This window comes from Pontibacter saemangeumensis, from assembly GCF_039541895.1.
In the GTDB taxonomy this organism is placed as follows: domain Bacteria; phylum Bacteroidota; class Bacteroidia; order Cytophagales; family Hymenobacteraceae; genus Pontibacter; species Pontibacter saemangeumensis.
Genome location: NZ_BAABHC010000011.1, coordinates 128,076 through 145,786, shown reverse-complemented (window position 1 = coordinate 145,786; position 17,711 = coordinate 128,076). Strand labels below are relative to the sequence as shown.

The 17,711-nt window shown below is 55.7% G+C and carries 8 protein-coding genes and 1 other RNA gene; 5 read left to right on the top strand and 4 right to left on the bottom strand.

The annotated features are described in order from the left end of the window. Nucleotides 1-252 precede the first annotated feature (252 nt). From ABD920_RS10520 to ABD920_RS10510, 3 genes are all read right to left on the bottom strand, one after another. Complete coding sequence (locus ABD920_RS10520; protein ID WP_345158857.1) at nucleotides 253-1,500, bottom strand: PQQ-dependent sugar dehydrogenase; 1,248 nt, start codon at nucleotides 1,498-1,500, stop codon at nucleotides 253-255. A 429-nt stretch (nucleotides 1,501-1,929) separates the two neighbouring features. After that, nucleotides 1,930-2,301: a transfer-messenger RNA gene (gene ssrA / locus ABD920_RS10515) on the bottom strand. 255 nt (nucleotides 2,302-2,556) lie between these two features. Continuing rightward, nucleotides 2,557-4,920, bottom strand: coding sequence for an ABC transporter permease (locus ABD920_RS10510; protein ID WP_345158856.1), 2,364 nt, complete (start codon nucleotides 4,918-4,920; stop codon nucleotides 2,557-2,559). A gap of 340 nt (nucleotides 4,921-5,260) precedes the next feature. Between ABD920_RS10510 and ABD920_RS10505 the strand changes: the two genes are divergently transcribed. The 5 genes from ABD920_RS10505 to ABD920_RS10485 all read left to right on the top strand — a co-directional run bounded on the left by ABD920_RS10505 (nucleotide 5,261) and on the right by ABD920_RS10485 (nucleotide 14,680). After that, on the top strand, nucleotides 5,261-6,640 hold the full coding sequence (locus ABD920_RS10505; protein WP_345158855.1) for a sigma-54-dependent transcriptional regulator: 1,380 nt from the start codon (nucleotides 5,261-5,263) through the stop codon (nucleotides 6,638-6,640). Beyond that, nucleotides 6,630-7,994 (top strand): sensor histidine kinase, encoded by a 1,365-nt coding sequence (locus ABD920_RS10500; RefSeq protein WP_345158854.1) that lies wholly within the window; start codon nucleotides 6,630-6,632, stop codon nucleotides 7,992-7,994. The genes ABD920_RS10505 and ABD920_RS10500 overlap by 11 nt, the downstream gene beginning before the upstream one ends. 238 nt (nucleotides 7,995-8,232) lie before the next feature. Further along, entirely contained in the window at nucleotides 8,233-9,354 is a 1,122-nt protein-coding gene (gene cfa / locus ABD920_RS10495; RefSeq protein ID WP_345158853.1) for a cyclopropane fatty acyl phospholipid synthase, read from the top strand. Between the two features lie 255 nt (nucleotides 9,355-9,609). Beyond that, on the top strand, nucleotides 9,610-11,544 hold the full coding sequence (locus ABD920_RS10490; protein ID WP_345158852.1) for a DNA polymerase III subunit gamma/tau: 1,935 nt from the start codon (nucleotides 9,610-9,612) through the stop codon (nucleotides 11,542-11,544). A 175-nt stretch (nucleotides 11,545-11,719) separates the two neighbouring features. Further along, nucleotides 11,720-14,680, top strand: a complete 2,961-nt coding sequence (locus ABD920_RS10485; RefSeq protein ID WP_345158851.1) for a M16 family metallopeptidase — start codon at nucleotides 11,720-11,722, stop codon at nucleotides 14,678-14,680. Between the two features lie 494 nt (nucleotides 14,681-15,174). Here the strand turns inward: ABD920_RS10485 and ABD920_RS10480 are convergent, their stop codons facing one another. Then, a complete protein-coding gene (locus tag ABD920_RS10480) occupies nucleotides 15,175-17,403 on the bottom strand; it encodes an NADP-dependent isocitrate dehydrogenase (RefSeq protein ID WP_345158850.1) in 2,229 nt (742 codons plus the stop codon). Between the last annotated feature and the right edge of the window lie 308 nt (nucleotides 17,404-17,711).

Below are 17,711 nucleotides of genomic sequence, written 5' to 3'. Positions count from 1 at the left end.
AGCACCGGAACAAGGCCCCTGAAAGCAGGTTGCGGGTACCGCTACGTTGATAATCAATGTAATGGCCACAAAACCTGCTAAATGGTTGCAGCGTTCCTAGTTCTTCGGCGGCGCAGCTACCGAAAAGGAACAGTTTGATGCCAATCTCCTGATAAGGCTTATAAACATAGTTACACACCAAGCATATATAGCCGTGCGCCAAGCATCTCAAAGGTCAAGCGTTCCGAAGACGCGACGTAGGCATTGGTCACCCTATTTTTTATATATTCGGTATAACCTCCCCTGGTCAGTAACTGTGTACAAGGCGCCGTCTTTTCCCTGGGCGATATCACGGAACCGCTGGTTCTCGCCTGCCAGCAGTCTTTCTTCGCCCACCACTTTGTTATCCTCTAGCACAAGCCTGACAACATGCATTCCGCTGAGTCCACCAATGAAAAGGTTGTTTTTCCATTCCGGAATACTATCGCTGCTGTAGAAAGTCATCCCGCTGGGAGAGACACTGGGATCCCAGTAATAAACTGGCTGTTCAAGCCCTTCTTTCTGCTGGATGCCCTCTCCCACTTTCCCACCGGCGTACTCAATCCCATACGTGATGGTTGGCCATCCATAATTTTTGCCCGGTTCAATCCTGTTGAGTTCGTCGCCGCCTCTGGGTCCAAATTCATTCTCCCAGAGATCCCCTGTTTCCGGATGAAAGGCAAGCCCCTGGACATTCCGATGACCATAGGAATAGATTTCAGGTTTTGCCCCTGCTTTGCCTTCAAACGGGTTGCCGCCAACGGGTTTCCCGTCTTTGGTGATCCGGACTATTTTCCCCAAACCGGAATCGAGTTGCTGCGCCTGCGGACGGGTGACGGTATCCGAGCGCTCTCCGGTACTGACAATGAGATTTTCATCCTTGTCAAAGAGGATCCGTCCCCCATAATGCAGCGTGCCATTGTAGGCCGGGGTGGCCCGGTAAATGACAGTTGCTCCTTCCATCTTTTTTTCATCCGCTGAAAGCCTTCCTTTGGCTACGGCAGTGAGGTTGCCCTCAGGAAGCGGCTCAGAAAAAACCCAGTAAACCATCCTGTTCTGCTCAAAATCCGGATCAAGCCTGACACCGAGCAGGCCGCCCTGACCCTCCGCGTTTACTTTCGGAATGCCGGTGATGGGGGCACTCAACTCCCCCGACAAAGAGGCTATGCGCATGGTACCGGCTTTCTCGGTGATTAGCAGCCTGCCATCGGGCATAACGGCCAGCCCCCATGGTTTTTCAAGGCCGCTTGTCAGCACCTTTCCTTCATAGGCGGTGGTTGATTTTACCCCGGCAGCCCTGGTTTGGCCCGGAAAGGCCGGCTGGTAGACTGTGTTGGGTTCTTTGGTTTCTACCGGTGGGGCCGCTGCCGGTGGAGTTGTAGGCGCGCTTTCAGCAGCCTGGGATTGCTCAGAGGCATTCTCTCCGCAGGAAGCCAAACCAAGCAGCACTCCTGTCAAAATTGTCAGTGTCGTTTTCGTCATTAAAGTTTTCTCTATGTTTTATAAAAATACTTTTAAAGGCTATAACTATCTAGTAAAATAGAAAAATAGCTGCTTCAACCCGTGTCTTTTTATTTTCGGTAATCTTACAAAAGTAACAATAAGGTAGATCATAGAAGACGATATTAGGGTTAAATAAGCGGATTGGGATGTTATACTGCACTATCAGTTTGATGAATTGATAACCTTATCTACTGTCATTATTACTTTTGCAGGATTACCCAAGATGCACACCTTCTTTACATCGTAACTATCAATTAGTTACTACTGTTTCGTTTAGTTATTTTTCCCTCCAGCGTTACTTACCGAATCACTTACCTTTTTTATGCGAAAAAGTGAATAAACTGGCCGTTCCGATAAAATAAAAAAAGCCCATAAATCAGTGATTTATGGGCTTTTTACAATAGTTAATAGTGGAGATGCAGGGATTCGAACCCTGGTCCAGACAAGGAAACCGTCGTGCCTTCTACATGCTTAGGCTTATTCAGATTGTCGGGAGCTTGCAAGTATAAGCCAGGCTTATGCGCACTCCTTAGATGCTTTAGTTTCGCCTGTGCATCACATCGCTACACAGACTAGTAAAACGGATCGAAGCCTCATATGTGCAAGCAGTTTCACGAAACCTGCACGAGACTATGGCTTAATACTTAATACCTAGATTAAGCAGCCATGGCGTAGTTAGATTCGCCATTTATTGTTTGAACGAATTTTTAACAGGTGGCACGTTCATCACCCGGCATGCTTACACGCAATCTGCGCAAGCTGTCAATTCCAGTCATCCCCATAAGTTAAAGAACGTCTTCCTGCAGTATATTCTTCAAGAAGCATGCCACAAAGATAAGAAACTAATCGGTAATCCTGTCCCGTGGCCTGTTATAAAACAGCATTTGTCGGCGTAAGGTTTCACCCGGAGTATATACCCCCACTGTTTCACCGGCTATATATAGCCGCTGACCCAACTTTATCCGGGCTGCTATTTACGGCATATATGAATGGAAGGCAGGGGCATATACTAAATTCCCTGCCTGCCATTTTAGCCTACTCGGTGCGGAGCGAGGTGACCGGATTGGCAAGGGCCGTCCGGATGGCGTGGAAGCTGAGCGTGACCGTGGCGATCAGCACCGTTGACACAAACGCCACCACGAAAATCCACCAGCTCATCTCTGTCCGGTCAGCGTAGTCGTTCAGCCAGCCGCTCATAAAGTACCAGCCCAGCGGCAAGGCAATCAGGTTGGCGAAGAACACCAGTTTCAGGAAATCTTTGCTTAGCATAAACACGATGCCCGATACCGACGCTCCCAGCACCTTCCGCACCCCGATCTCCTTGGTGCGCTGCTCGGCCGTGAACAGGGCCAGCCCAAACAAGCCCAGGCAGGAGATGAAGATGGCAATGCCGGCAAAGTATTTGGTGAGCTGCCCCATGATTGCCTCCGTTTTGTACATCATCTCGAAGTCCTGGTCCATGAAGCGGTATTCAAACGGGAAGACCGGGTTGTGCCGCTTCAGAATCTGCTCCATGGCGGTGAGCACCTCCGTCGTTTTTCCGGGGGCCACCCGTGCGAAAACTAGGTTTTCGGATTCGGGCCTCAGGCGCAGCACAAGCGGCTGAGTAGGAATGTGCATGGAGGTAGAGTGGAAGTTTCGCATCACCCCCACGATATGACCCTCCACATCCCATTGCAGCCACTCGCCTACCGGGTCCTGCATTTGCATCAGGCGGGCGGCTTCCTCATTCACTAAAAAAGCGGCGGTGTCGGTGCCATATTCCCTGGAGAAGTCACGCCCCTCTTTCAGCGTCACGCCCATGGTCTCGGCAAAGTCATAATCCACCGTCATCACGCTGAACAGAATACCGGCATCAGGGTCTTTGCCCCGCCAGTTCACGTCGCCGGTCGAGTTGCCGATCATCAGCGGGTTTTGGTTAGCCGACGTGACCGACAGGATGCCCGGCACATCCTCCAGTTCGCGCTTCACCACCTCGTAGCGGTTTTGCAGTTCCCCTTCCATGGGCACATAAATCAGGTTTTCCCGGTTCATGCCTATGTTCTTGGTGCGGATATAATGCAACTGCATATACACCACCAGCGTGCTGATGATGAGCAGCGCCGACAGGATAAACTGAAACACCACCAGGCCTTTGCGAAGCAACACACCGCCGGTGCCCATCCGCACAGTGCTCTTCAAAACGACCGCCGGCTTAAACGACGACAGAAAAAAGGCCGGGTAGCTGCCGGATAAGAGGCCCGCTAACACGGCTATGCCCAGGAGCAAGGCCATCATCGAGGGGTCTGTCAGGTCCAGTTGGATAAACTTACCGGTCAGGTCGTTGAACTGCGGCAGGAGCATCCCCGCCAGGTTAAGCGACAGGAACAACGCCAGGAAAGAAACCAGCATCGACTCTACCAGGAACTGACGGATCAGTTCGGGCTTACTGGCACCGATCACCTTGCGTACGCCCACTTCTTTCGCGCGCTTCGCGGAGCGTGCCGTGGCCAGGTTCATGAAGTTGATGCAGGCGATAACCAGTATGAACACAGCCACGACAGCGAACAGCCGCACATTTTCGATCCTGCCGCTTGCCACTTCGCCACCCCGGAAGTCGTCGTAGAGGTACATGTCGCCGAACGGCTGCACGAACAGCTCTTTTTTATAGCCGTCGTGGTGGTCCTGCACCACGGGTCGTATCTTCTTGTTGAATGCGGCGATGTCGGAGCCCGGCTTCAGCAGCAGAAAAGTCCGCAGCGCGTTGCTTCCCCAATCCTTCAGCCATTCGTTCCCGGGGCTTTTGATCCAGTCATCCACCGGCATCACGTAGTCAAACTGCATGGAAGAGTTCTTGGGCACGTCCTGCATCACGCCGGTCACTTTATAGCTCTTGCTGTTATCGATCCTGAACATCTGGCCCATCGCCTCCTCAGGAGCGTCGAAGAACTGCCTGGCCACTTTCTCCGATATCACCACCGAATTCGGCTGCCGCAGCACCTGCGCCGGATCACCGTACAGCAACGGGAAAGAGAACACCTCGAAAAATTCCGGGTCTGTGTAGCGCCCGCTCACTTTAAGCGACTTGTCGTGGTAGGCGAAAAGCTGTTTCCACTCCCAGGTAGTGCTGCGGACCGCATACTTCACCTCCGGAAACTCCTGCTCCAGTACTTCCGCCAGCGGCCCCGGAGTTGCTGACACGGTCAGGTTATCGCCTCCGGGGTAGTGCTGGAGTTGCATCACCCGGTACAGTTCCGGCTGGTGCTTATGGAAACGGTCAAAGCTCAGCTCGTCCTTCACCCACAGCAGGATCAGGATGCTGCAGGTCATACCCAGCGCCAGGCCTGCGATGTTGATGAGGGAGAAGATCTTGTGCCGCATCAGGTTGCGGAAAGCCATTTTAAGATAGTTCTTATACATAGTTTTAGGCGTTGTGCTGTGCTATAGAAATTTGTTCCCTGTCCGGTTGTCACGGTTCAGGTGCGTATCGGGAAAGCTTTAAGAAATTTAAATGCCAAAATAATAACTGATTGAATCACAGTGTTATATATAATTAATCAGGGTTGGGAGTGTTCGCTTCTGATACACTTTCCGGCGCTACACGTGTGCGCTTCTGTTACACTGCAGCGGCGGGCATAGCCCGGCAGCAGCGTGGAAATGAACAGCACATATAGGCCGCGCGCGATTTCCATATACCCGGATTTCACGATATTCCGGAGGATTTTATATCTTGGAAGTATAAAATGCACTTAAAGCACCTATGGCCGCAGTAAAGAACGCCCGGATACTGGTAGTAGATGACGAGAGCGATGTGCTCTTTGCCATCAAGATGCTACTCAAGACAGAAGTGAAGCAGGTGGTGACGGAGAAAAACCCAGAAAACCTGCTCCCGCTGCTCGACAAAGAGCGGTTTGATGCCATCTTCCTGGACATGAACTTTAAAAGCGCCCTGAACACGGGCAACGAGGGCATCTTCTGGTTGAAGAAAATACTGGCCAAAGACCCTGAGGCGACAGTGGTGCTGATTACCGCCTACGGCGACGTGGAACTGGCGGTGCGGTCGCTGAAAGAGGGCGCGTTTGATTTTATCGTGAAGCCCTGGCACAACGACAAGCTCATCGAGACGCTGCACAACGCGCTGGAGGCCCGGCAACAGAAGGCCAAAGGCGGCAAAGCAGCGGCTGCCCCGGCAAAAGCGGGCGCCGGTGCTATTTTAGGCGAGTCGGAGGCGATCAAAGACATCCTCTACAAGATCGAGAAGATCGCCCCGACCGAGGCGAACGTGCTGATCCTCGGGGAAAACGGGACCGGCAAGGAGCTGGTGGCACAGGCATTGCATCAGAAATCGTTCCGGGCAGGCAAGCCCTTTGTCAGCGTGGACATTGCCGCCCTCACCGACTCGCTATTCGAGAGCGAGCTGTTCGGCTATAAGAAAGGCGCTTTTACCGACGCCAAAGAAGACCGCACCGGCCGCTTTGAGGCGGCGAACGGCGGCACGCTGTTCCTTGATGAGATCGGGAACATCTCGCCCGCCATGCAGGCCAAGCTGCTGACGGTGCTGCAGAACCGGCAGGTCATCCCACTGGGCTCCAACACGCCCGTGCCGGTAGATATCCGGCTGATATCGGCCACCAACGAGCCTATATATGACCTGGCGGCCAGAAACCAGTTCCGGAAAGACCTGATCTACCGTATCAACACGGTGGAGATCACGCTGCCGCCCCTGCGCGAGCGCCACGGCGATGTAGAGTTGCTGGCCCGGCATTTCGCCGCCCATTATGCCGCCAAAAACCACAAGCCGGTGCCCACCTTCGCGGAGGCCACGCTGCGGAAGCTGAACCAGCACAGTTGGCCGGGCAACATCCGGGAGCTGCAGCACGCTGTGGAGCGGGCCATCATCATGGCCGAGGGCGATGTGCTGCAACCGCAGGACTTCAGTTTCTCGAAGATGGAGATGCCGGCCGCGCAGGACGCCACCGCTGTCGCGATGCCCGCCGTGTCGCTGCCGCTGCACGAGATAGAGCGGGAGACGATCCGGCGCGTCATCGAAAAGAACAAAGGCAACATCTCCCGGTCGGCCAAGGAGCTTGGCCTGACGCGCACCGCCCTCTACCGCCGCCTGAACAAGCATGATATTTAAACGATTAGAGATCGGGCTGTTCGTCCGCTTCCTTCTTTTGCTGGGCATGATGTACGTCACGCTGCACTACCTGGCGCAGTTCACGTGGCTGCAGGTGGCCTCGGGCATACTGGTGATGCTGGCACAGGTATGGGAACTGGCGCGGTACGTGACGCGCAGCAACAACGAGCTGGCGAAGTTCCTGCACGCCGTGAAGCAGCGCGATTTCTCGCAGCGCTTTAACGAGCAAACCACCAACAGTTCGCTGCAGCAGCTGCACCGGGCCTTCAACCTGATCAACGACACGTTTAAGCAGCTGCACATCGAGAAGGAGGCGCAGTTCCAGTACATGCAGACCATTTTGCAGCTCATCGACACAGGCATCATGGCGGTGGAAGAGGAAACCGGTGAGGTGGAATGGGTAAACGAGGCGCTGAAGAAGACCCTGAGCCTGCCCTATCTCAAAAGCCTCCACAGCCTGGAGCCCCGCTACCCCGCACTGTACGAGGCGGTGCAGCAGCTACACCCCGGCGAGAACAGGCTCCTGAAGCTGAAGCTCCCCAACGGCACCTCCCAACTGTTGCTCTCGGCCTCGTCCTTCACGATGCAGCACCGCCACCTGCTCCTGATCGCGGTAAAGAACGTGAGCACTACCGTAGACGAAACCGAGACGGAGGCCTGGCAGAAGCTGCTGCGCGTGATGACGCACGAAATCATGAACTCGGTGGCCCCCATCGCCTCGCTGGCCGATACCATGGGCAGGCACCTGCAGCAGGAGCGCGAGCGCTATGAGCGGGAGCCTAACATAGCCCCGGACCCGGAGCTGCTGGAGGACACCGAGGAGGGAATCGCCATTATCAAAAAGCGGAGCGAGGGGCTGTTGCGCTTCACGCACTTTTACCGCAACCTGAACAAGTCGCAGCAGCTGCTGCTGACCACGGTGTATGTGCAGGAGCTGTTCAACAGCATCGACGGGCTGATGCGCCCGCAGCTGGAGGCGCAGGGCATCCTGTTTATATGCCACCTCCAGCCAAAGGACCTGACCCTGAGCGCCGACGTGACGCTGCTGGAGCAGGTGCTCATCAACCTCCTCCTCAATGCGAAAAGGGCGGTAGAGGGCCGGCCCCAGCCGCGCATCATCCTGGCGGCGCAGCAGGCGGACGGGAAAACAGTGATTGAGGTGGAGGACAACGGCAGCGGCATTCCGGAGGAGCTTCTCGAAAGCATTTTCATCCCGTTCTTCACCTCCCACAAGGACGGCTCCGGCATCGGCCTCAGCCTCGCCAAGCACATCATGCTGCTGCACAAGGGCCATATCCAGGTGGAGAGCCAGGAAGGGGTAGGCACCGTGTTCCGGCTGACGTTCAACAGCTAAAGCGCCTGCACATCCTGTGGGCGTCTCGGGTTAGCTTCGCTACACCTCACTCGCGGAGGGCCGGAGGGCACTGCAAAGTAACACTGGCGGGCATTCCGTTTATATATACTGCAGCTTATATATGGCAGCCCGCAGCCTGCTATTTACCTTCTTCTTTCACCGCACTTAACTATTGCGTGCTGCTCCCGTTGAGAGGTAAATAAAAGCACACACCTATATACCAGCAACATATATCTCTATGAAGAGCCAGAGCCTGCAACAAAGCGTGACGGATATCTTAGCCACAGCGGATATTAAAATAAACGGGCCGGACCCGTGGGACCTGCACGTGCATGACGACAGGTTCTATAAGCGGGTGCTGAGCCAGGGAACGCTGGGTTTGGGTGAATCCTATATGGACGGCTGGTGGGACTGCGACAGCATTGATGAGTTTGTAAACAAGGCATTCCGGGCGGACCTGTACCGGAAGGCCCGGTTTGGCTGGAAAACGGTTATGGAGATTTTGCTGGCCAAGGTGACGAACCTGCAGACAAAGCGGAAAGCCGTGGACAACATCCAGCGGCACTACGACCTGGGCAACCACCTCTACCAACTGATGCTGGACAAGCGCATGACCTACACCTGCGGCTACTGGAAGAACGCAGACAACCTGGACCAGGCGCAGGAAAACAAAATGGACCTGATCTGCCGCAAGATCGGGCTGCAGCCGGGGCAGCGGGTGCTCGACATCGGCTGTGGCTGGGGCAGCTTCGCGAAGTTTGCGGCAGAGCGCTACGGGGCGACGGTGGTAGGCATCACCATCTCGCAGGAGCAACTGAAGCTGGGGAGGGAAATGTGCGCGGGGCTACCGGTGGAGCTCCGGTTCCAGGACTACCGCGACGTGAACGAGAAGTTTGACCACATCGTCTCCATCGGCATGGCCGAGGCGGTGGGATACCGTAACCTGCGCACCTATATGCAGGTGGCCGCCCGCTGCCTCAGCGACGAGGGCTTCTTCCTGCTGCACACCATCGGGCACCCTTTTTCTAAAACCTCCCCCGACCCGTTCATCGACAAATATATATTCCCGAACTGCCTCATCCCCTCCCTGAAACAACTGGGGGCTGCCATGGAGCATTTGTTCATAGTAGAAGACCTGCACAACTTTGGCGCCTATTATGATCCTACGCTGATGGCCTGGTTCCATAACTTCGACCACAATTGGGAGCAGTTAAAGGGCGAATACGACGAGCGGTTTTACCGGATGTGGAAGTACTACCTGCTTTCCAGCGCCGGCTCGATGCGGTCCCGCAACAACCAGCTCTGGCAAATGGTATTATCGAAAAAGGGCGTTGTGGGAGGATATGAGTCGGTGCGGTAGCAACACGAATTTCCCTTGTCGCTTCATCACCTCTTACTAATCTGAAAGCAGCCTCTTTCCTGCTGCCATTTGCCGGACGGGCAACTACTCCACTTTATATACCTCCCTCTTAGTGTGGCTTAGCCTGCAGAAGTTCACTATTTTGGAGGCGATAGAAGTTACGCTGTGGGGCTGGCTGACGGGTGGATAAGTAGCTGGAAAACTACTCACTCTATCCTCTCCCATCTATGCTTCAGTTTGATTATCTTTGTCCTAATGGAAAATTTTGTAGTATCAGCGCGCAAATACCGGCCGACCACGTTCGACAGCGTGGTGGGGCAGCACCATATCACCAACACCCTCAAAAACGCCATCAGCAGCCAGCACCTGGCGCAGGCATTTCTTTTCTGCGGTCCGCGCGGCGTGGGCAAAACCACCTGTGCCCGCATCCTGGCGAAAACCATTAACTGCCAGAACATCACCCCGGAGGTGGAAGCCTGCAACGTGTGCGAGTCGTGCCGCAGCTTTAACAGCAACAGCTCCTTCAATATTCATGAGCTCGATGCCGCCTCCAACAACTCGGTGGAGGATATCCGGAACCTGGTGGAGCAGGTGCGCTATGCGCCGCAAACCGGCAAGTACAAGATCTATATCATAGACGAGGTGCACATGCTCTCGAACCAGGCCTTCAACGCGTTCCTGAAGACGCTGGAAGAGCCGCCTGCCTATGCCATTTTCATCCTGGCCACCACCGAGCGCCACAAGATCATCCCGACCATCCTGTCGCGCTGCCAGATCTTCGACTTTAACCGCATCCGCATCGAGGACATGGTGCGCCACCTGGGCAGCATCGCCACCAAGGAGCAGATACAGGCGGAGCCGGATGCCCTGCACCTGATCTCGCAGAAAGCAGACGGCGCCCTGCGCGACGCGCTATCGATCTTCGACCAGATGGTGACCTTCTCGGGCAGCAACGTGACCTATAAGGCCACCGTTGAGAACCTGCACATCCTGGACTACGATTACTACTTCCGGCTGACGGACTACCTGCTGGGGCAGAACCTGTCGGGCTCCCTGCTGCTGTTCGACGAGATCCTGAAGAACGGCTTCGACGCGCACAACTTTCTGGTTGGCGTGGGCGAGCACTTCCGCAGCCTGCTGGTGTGCAAAGACCAGGCGACAGTGCAGTTGCTGGAGGTATCGGACAATATAAAGGCGAAGTACGCGGAGCAGTCGCAGAAGGCAAGCGTGTCGTTTTTGCTTTCGGGGCTGAACCTGGTGAGCACCTGCGACACGCACTACAAGAGCAGCAAAAACCAGCGTCTGCACGTGGAGCTGTGCCTGATGAAGATGGCGCACCTGAACGCCGCGCTGAGCTTTGCCCAAAACGGGGAAGCAGTAAAAAAAGCTAAGGTAGCAGCGCCGGCACCAGCCGCTACCGGTTCAGCAGGTGCCACTGCCACGCCTGCGGCAGCCATGCAGCCGCCGCAAAGGCAAGGCGGCCATATACCGTCGGAGGGGCTGCAGCAGCCAGCAGCGCCAGGCAGCGTGCCGTCAGAGCGCCTGCAGCAGCCGCACGCCCCGAATCATATACCTTCCGAAGACCTGCAGCAGCCACCCGCGCCGCAGCAGGTAACCCCGGATGCCCATATAGCCCCAGCCAATCCGCAGACCCCTCCCGGCTCAAGCCCGATCCCGAGCGCCCACACGCCGCGCGCCGGCGTGCAGTTGCCGCCGCCTAAAAAGCTGGGCAAGCTGCCCAGCCTGAAGGACCTGCAGCAGGCTCCGGCCGTCGCCCCTGAAACAGCCGTGGCCGAGGAAGAGGAGGAGACAAGCTACGGCACGGTGGTGCCCGTAGACGCCGCCCGCCTGAAAACGGTGTGGCACAGCGTGCTGCGCCGCAAGCGGGAGGAGAACATGATGGAGTACACGCTCCTGAACCGCCAGTACCACGTGAGCGACCAGAATGAGATCACGCTGCACCTCGAGAACCACGTGATGCTGGACCAGTTCACGTCCCTGCGCCCCGCGCTGCTGGCGGAGCTCAAGAAAGAACTCGGCAACCGCAGCATCAAGCTCAAGGCAGAGGTGATGGAGCTGCAGGAAGGGAACAAAATGTACACCTCGCAGGATAAATTCAACTACCTGGCCGATAAATATCCCATGCTCGTCGATATGAAGCAGCGGTTGGGCCTAGACATGGACTTTTAGTCTTAAATGTTCCTATCTTTATAAACAAGTAACGGGGTATATAGCAGAAAGCCTCCACACTTCTTTGTGGTCGTTTTAAACACACAGGCAGGCAGCGATATATAAAGCCTGCCTGCCTGTGCTGGTGGCCGTATGTCCTGATACTTTTTTCACGTTGATATATCGCAAACAAACTATGGCTACTAAAAGAGGTTCCGCTCTGTTGCTGCTGGCGCTGGGCTTAACGTTCACGCAGTGTAAGAACGAGGCGTACCAAACGCAATCGACAACCGACGCGACGGCAACAGCCCCCGCGGCTCCCGCTGAGAAAGAATACACCTATGAAACGGCGGAAAATGACCCGCTGAACGCCCGCATCTACACCCTGGACAACGGCCTGAAGGTGTACCTGACGGACTACGAGGATGCTCCGCGCATCCAGACCTATATAGCCGTGCGCGCGGGCAGCAAAAACGACCCGGCCGACGCCACGGGCCTGGCCCACTACCTGGAGCACATGGTGTTTAAGGGCACCACGGAACTGGGCACCGCCGACTGGGAGAAAGAGAAGGCTGAGCTGGCGAAGGTCGAGCAGCTATATGAGCAGTACCGCAAGACCACCGATGCGGCGATGCGCAAAAAGATCTACCACCAGATAGACAGCGTGTCCGGGGTGGCGGCCACCTATGCCATTGCCAACGAGTACGACAAAGCGACTACCGCCATCGGTGCCAAGGGCACGAACGCCTATACCTGGGTTGACCAGACGGTGTATGTGAACGACATCCCGAGCAACCAGCTGGAGCGCTGGCTCGAGCTGGAGGCCGACCGTTTCCGGGAAATGGTGCCGCGCCTGTTCCACACCGAGCTGGAGGCGGTATACGAGGAGAAGAACCGCACCCTCGACAGCGACGGCCGCAAAGTGGCGGAGGTGATCAACACCGAGCTGTTCCCGACGCACCAGTACGGCACGCAAACTACCATCGGCACCATCGAGCACCTGAAGAACCCGTCCATCACGGCGATCAAAAACTACTTTAACAAATACTATGTGCCGAACAACATGGCCATTGCCATGTCCGGCGACATCGACTTCGATGAAACTATTCGCCTGATCGACCAGTATTGGGGCGGGCTGCAGCAGCAGCAGGTGCCAGGCTTCACGGTGGCGCAGGAACAGCCCATCCAAAAGCCCATCGTGAAGGAGGTGCTGGGGCCTGATGCGGAGAACGTGTCGATCGCTTACCGCACGCCGGGCATCAACACCCGCGACGCGTTGGTGGTGCAGATGATCAGCAACCTGCTCTACAACGGTTCTGCCGGTTTGATCGACCTGAACCTGAACCAGCAGCAGAAGGTGCTGCAATCCTATGCCTACGACACGCCGATGAAAGATTACGGCACGTTCCGGATGACGGGCATGCCGCGCGAGGGCCAGTCGCTGGACCAGGTGCGCGACCTCCTGCTGGCGCAGCTGGACATGATCAAGAAAGGCCAGTTTGAGGACGAGCTGATCACGGCCGTGGTGAACAATGATAAGATCAACACCGTGCAGGCGTACGAAGACAATCAAAACCGCGCCGATGCCTTTGTCTCCGCGTTTATATATGACATGCCGTGGCAGAAGTACGTGAGCCGCCCGAGCGAGTTTGCCCAGATCACGAAGCAGGACGTGATGGAAGTCGCCAACAAGTACTTCAACAACAACTACGTGCTGGTATATAAGCGCACCGGCAAAGACCCGAACGCCCAGAAAGTGGAGAAGCCCACCATCACGCCGGTTGCCGTAAACCGCGATGCGCAGTCGGAGTACTACAAGGCTTTCCTGGCGAAGGAGGCAGCGCCGCTGCAGCCCGTGTTCATCGACTACAGCAAGGACCTGGTGGAGACGAAGCTGAAGCAGGATATCCCGCTCATCTATACTAAAAACAAAGACAACGGCCTGTTCCAGCTATACTACATCCTGGATATGGGCACCAACAACGACCAGAAACTGGGCATGGCGGTGAACTACCTGAAGTACCTGGGCACCGACAAGTACTCGGCCGAGGAGCTGCAGAAGGAGTTTTACAAGCTGGGCACCTCGTTTGACGTGTTCTCCTCCGGCGACCAGGTATATGTGAGCCTCACCGGCCTGGATGAGAACTTTGAGCAGGGCCTGAACCTGTTCGAAAGCGTACTGGCCAATCCGAAACCAGACCAGCAGGCCCTGAACGACATGGTGGCCGGCACGCTGAAAGCCCGTGAGGACGCTAAGAAGAACAAGGGCGTAATCCTGCAGCAGGCCATGGTGAACTTCGCCAAGTACGGCAAGAAGAACCCCTTCAACACGCTGCTAAGCGAGAAGGAGCTGAAGGCCGTGAAGCCGCAGGAGCTGGTGAGCATCATCAAGAGCATCCCCACATACGAGCACCGCGTGCTGTATTACGGCCCCCGTGAGACAGACGCCCTGGCTGCCGTGCTGAACGAGAGCCACAGGACGCCCGCCACGCTGAAACCCGTGCCCGCCGAAAAAGTATATGCCGAGCTCGACTTTAAGGAGCCAACCGTGTATTGGGCCGATTATGACATGGTGCAGGCCGAGATGCTGTTCCTGAGCAAATCGGTGCCCTATACCAAAGACATCGTTCCGGTGGTTCGGCTCTACAACGAGTATATGGGCGGCATCGTGTTCCAGGACCTCCGCGAGTCGAAGGCGCTGGCTTACTCTACGTACTCTTTCTACTCCCCCGCCGCCAAGAAAGGCCGCGCCAATTACCTGCTGTCCTATATAGGCGCGCAGGCCGACAAGCTGTCGGAGGCGATGGCCGGGATGCAGGCGCTGCTGACGGAGATGCCGCTGGCGGACGCGAACTTCCAGAACGCCCAAGCCTCGCTGCGCAACAGCATCTCGACGGAGCGCATCACCAAGTCCGGCATCCTGTTCGACTATGAGCGGGCCAAGCGCCTCGGCCTTAACTACGACATCCGGCAGGATGTGTACCAGAGCGCCAACACCATGACCTTCGACCAGCTGAAGGAGTTCCAGCAGAAGTACATCAAAGCCCAGCCGCAGGCCATCCTGGTGATCGGGTCTAAAGACAAGCTGAACTTCAAGGAACTGGAAAAGTACGGCAAAGTGAAGCAGCTGAGCCTGAAGGAGCTGTTTGGGTACTAACCTCCCGCTGTAGAAGGACCTCCCCCTGCCCCCTCCTTCTAAATAGGAGGGGGTATTTTTTTCCTGTAGTCTTTTATGCCGCAAGTTTAGCGCCAGCGTAACTTGTGGCTGCCCATGAGCGCAAGTTTTCAACTTGCTTTCTGCGGAGCAGAAAAGGGTACGTTGGCTGATGAGTTTTTGCTGAAGCTTATGGTATAGCTTCGGTTACTACAACCCTTGCTTTTTCAAAGCAAAGAAGTCACAGACTTCTGCCCTATATAACCACATGTTGCGCTGCGCTAAACTTGCGGCAGGGAGACCGACTTCGCGAGCCGCTATTTAAAACCTCGCTCTGCCTGATTTGGCTTTACCTGAACTCACGTTATTTATATATAAAATCCTAACGGCTACAGCCCCGCCGGTGCAGTCTCAACCCAACAAATAAGTCATATATAGAAACAAAAAAGGCTGCCCGATCTCCCCGGCAGCCTTTTTATATATAGCATAACCTCTTCTTAGAAATTCGCCAGGATGCGGTTCAGCGTTTCGCTGGGGCGCATGGCTTTTTCTGTTTTCTCTATATCCGGATGGTAGTAGCCGCCTATATCCACGGGCTTGCCCTGTGCGGCGATCAGCTCGTCCACGATTCTGGTTTCGTTCTCGCTCAGCTCCTTCGCCAGTTTAGAGAACCGTTCCTGCAGTTCCTTGTTCTCGGATTGCTCGGCCAGCGCCTGCGCCCAGTACAGCGCCAGGTAGAAGTGGCTGCCCCGGTTATCGATCTCCCCTACTTTGCGCGCAGGCGATTTGTCTTTCTCCAGGAACTCCGCGTTTGCCTTGTTCAGGGCCGCCGCCAGCACCTCCGCCTTTTCGTTTTTGGTCTTAAAAGCGAGGTCTTCCAGCGAAACCGCCAATGCCAGGAACTCCCCAAGCGAATCCCAGCGCAGGTAGTTCTCCTCTGTGAACTGCTGCACGTGCTTCGGGGCAGAGCCACCGGCACCTGTCTCGAACAGGCCGCCGCCGTCCAGCAGCGGAACGATGGAAAGCATTTTGGCGCTTGTGCCCAGCTCCAGGATCGGGAACAGGTCGGTGAGGTAGTCGCGCAGCACGTTGCCGGTTACCGAAATAGTGTCTTTGCCTTCTTTGGCGCGCTTCAGGGTATAGCGCATCGCCTCCACCGGCGACATGATCTGAATGTCCAGGCCGTTGGTGTCGTGGTCTTTCAGGTAGCGCTCCACTTTCTTGATTAGGTTGGCGTCGTGCGCCCGCTGCGGGTCCAGCCAGAAAATAGCCGGCGTGTTGGTGATGCGCGCCCGCGTCACCGCCAGTTTCACCCAGTCCTGGATCGGCAGGTCCTTGGTCTGCGTCATCCGGAAGATATCGCCTTCCTCTACTGTCTGCTCCAGCAACGTATTGCCCGCCGCATCCACTACCCGCACGGTGCCGCTTTCCGTCATCTCGAACGTCTTGTCGTGCGAGCCGTACTCCTCCGCTTTCTGGGCCATCAAACCGATGTTGGGAACGGTGCCCATGGTCGTGACATCAAACGCGCCGTTTTCCTTGTGGAAGTCAATCACCTCCTGGTAGATGCCGGCGTAGCTGCGGTCCGGGATGATGGCTTTGGTGTCGTGCAGTTTGCCATCGGGTCCCCACATTTTTCCGGACGAGCGAATGGCGGCCGGCATCGAGGCATCGATGATCACGTCGCTCGGCACGTGCAGGTTGGTGATGCCCTTGTCGGAGTTCACCATGGCCAGCGCAGGGCCTTTTTGTGAGGCGGCTTTGAGGTCAGCTTCTATCTCAGCCCGCTTCTCTTCCGGCAGGTTTTTGATCTTGGCGTATACATCGCCCAGGCCGTTTTTCGGGTCCACGCCTATCTCCTCGAAAGTGGCGGCGTGCTTGTCAAACACATCCTTGAAGAAAACCGTAACGGCGTGCCCGAACATAATTGGGTCCGACACTTTCATCATGGTCGCTTTCAGGTGCAGCGACAGCAGCACGTCCTTTTCTTTGGCGTCCTTTATCTCCTTCTCCAGGAACGAGCGCAACGCCTTCCGGCTCATCACGGCCGCATCAATCACCTCGCCTTCCTTCAGGGAAGTCTTTTCCTTCAGCGTTTTCGTCGTTCCGTCAGCAGCCACAAACTCTATCTTCACATCCCCTGCCTTCTCCACGACAACGGATTTCTCGCTGCCGTAAAAGTCGCCTTCGCGCATATGCGCCACGTGCGTTTTAGAGTCGGCTGTCCAGTCGCCCATTGAGTGCGGGTTCTTCTTCGCGTATTGCTTCACGGCGTCTGCCACACGGCGGTCGGAGTTTCCCTCGCGCAACACCGGGTTCACGGCGCTGCCCAGTATTTTGGCGTAACGCGCCTTGGCTTCTTTCTCAGCGTCGTTCTTCGGCTCCGCCGGATAATCCGGGATGTTGTAGCCCTGCGCCTGCAGCTCCTTGATCGCCGCCGTTAGCTGCGGGATAGAGGCGCTGATATTGGGCAGCTTGATGATATTGGCTTCCGGCGTCTTGGCCAGGTCACCCAGGTAAGCCAGTTCGTCGGCTTTTTTCTGCTCCTCGGAAAGATGCTCGGGGAAGGCCGCCAGGATGCGTCCGGCAAGCGAGATATCCCGGGTCTCCACCTCGATGCCCGCGGCCTTGGTGAAGGTCTTTACAATCGGCAATAGAGAGTATGTCGCCAGCGCTGGCGCTTCATCGGTTATGGTGTAAACAATCTTCGCTGTTTTTGTCGTCATTTTATCTTGTTAGTTTAAGGTTATACTACCACCAACGAGGGGGCGGCACTCAGGTTATAAACGGTACTGACACGCCAGGTTGCCTCGCTAAAATGCTGCTGCTGCATGGCCGTTAGCCGGGCAATCGGTTTCATAGCAAATATAATAGACTTTTTGATATAGGTCAGGCAAAGTCTGGCTTTACTGCCATATGTAGCAGCCAAATTTGGTTTACATACAGCCAGTTGCCCTACCACAAGGCACCTCTCTTCTAAAAAACCGCGTAACAGCACTTAAAATACTTTCTCTTGCAGAGGTTAAACACCTAT

Coding starts and splice junctions, on each gene's coding strand:
- ABD920_RS10520 (WP_345158857.1), bottom strand. CDS start 1,500: ATGACGAAAACGACACTGACAATTTTGACAGGAGTGCTGCTTGGTTTG.
- ABD920_RS10510 (WP_345158856.1), bottom strand. CDS start 4,920: ATGTATAAGAACTATCTTAAAATGGCTTTCCGCAACCTGATGCGGCAC.
- ABD920_RS10505 (WP_345158855.1), top strand. CDS start 5,261: ATGGCCGCAGTAAAGAACGCCCGGATACTGGTAGTAGATGACGAGAGC.
- ABD920_RS10500 (WP_345158854.1), top strand. CDS start 6,630: ATGATATTTAAACGATTAGAGATCGGGCTGTTCGTCCGCTTCCTTCTT.
- cfa (WP_345158853.1), top strand. CDS start 8,233: ATGAAGAGCCAGAGCCTGCAACAAAGCGTGACGGATATCTTAGCCACA.
- ABD920_RS10490 (WP_345158852.1), top strand. CDS start 9,610: ATGGAAAATTTTGTAGTATCAGCGCGCAAATACCGGCCGACCACGTTC.
- ABD920_RS10485 (WP_345158851.1), top strand. CDS start 11,720: ATGGCTACTAAAAGAGGTTCCGCTCTGTTGCTGCTGGCGCTGGGCTTA.
- ABD920_RS10480 (WP_345158850.1), bottom strand. CDS start 17,403: ATGACGACAAAAACAGCGAAGATTGTTTACACCATAACCGATGAAGCG.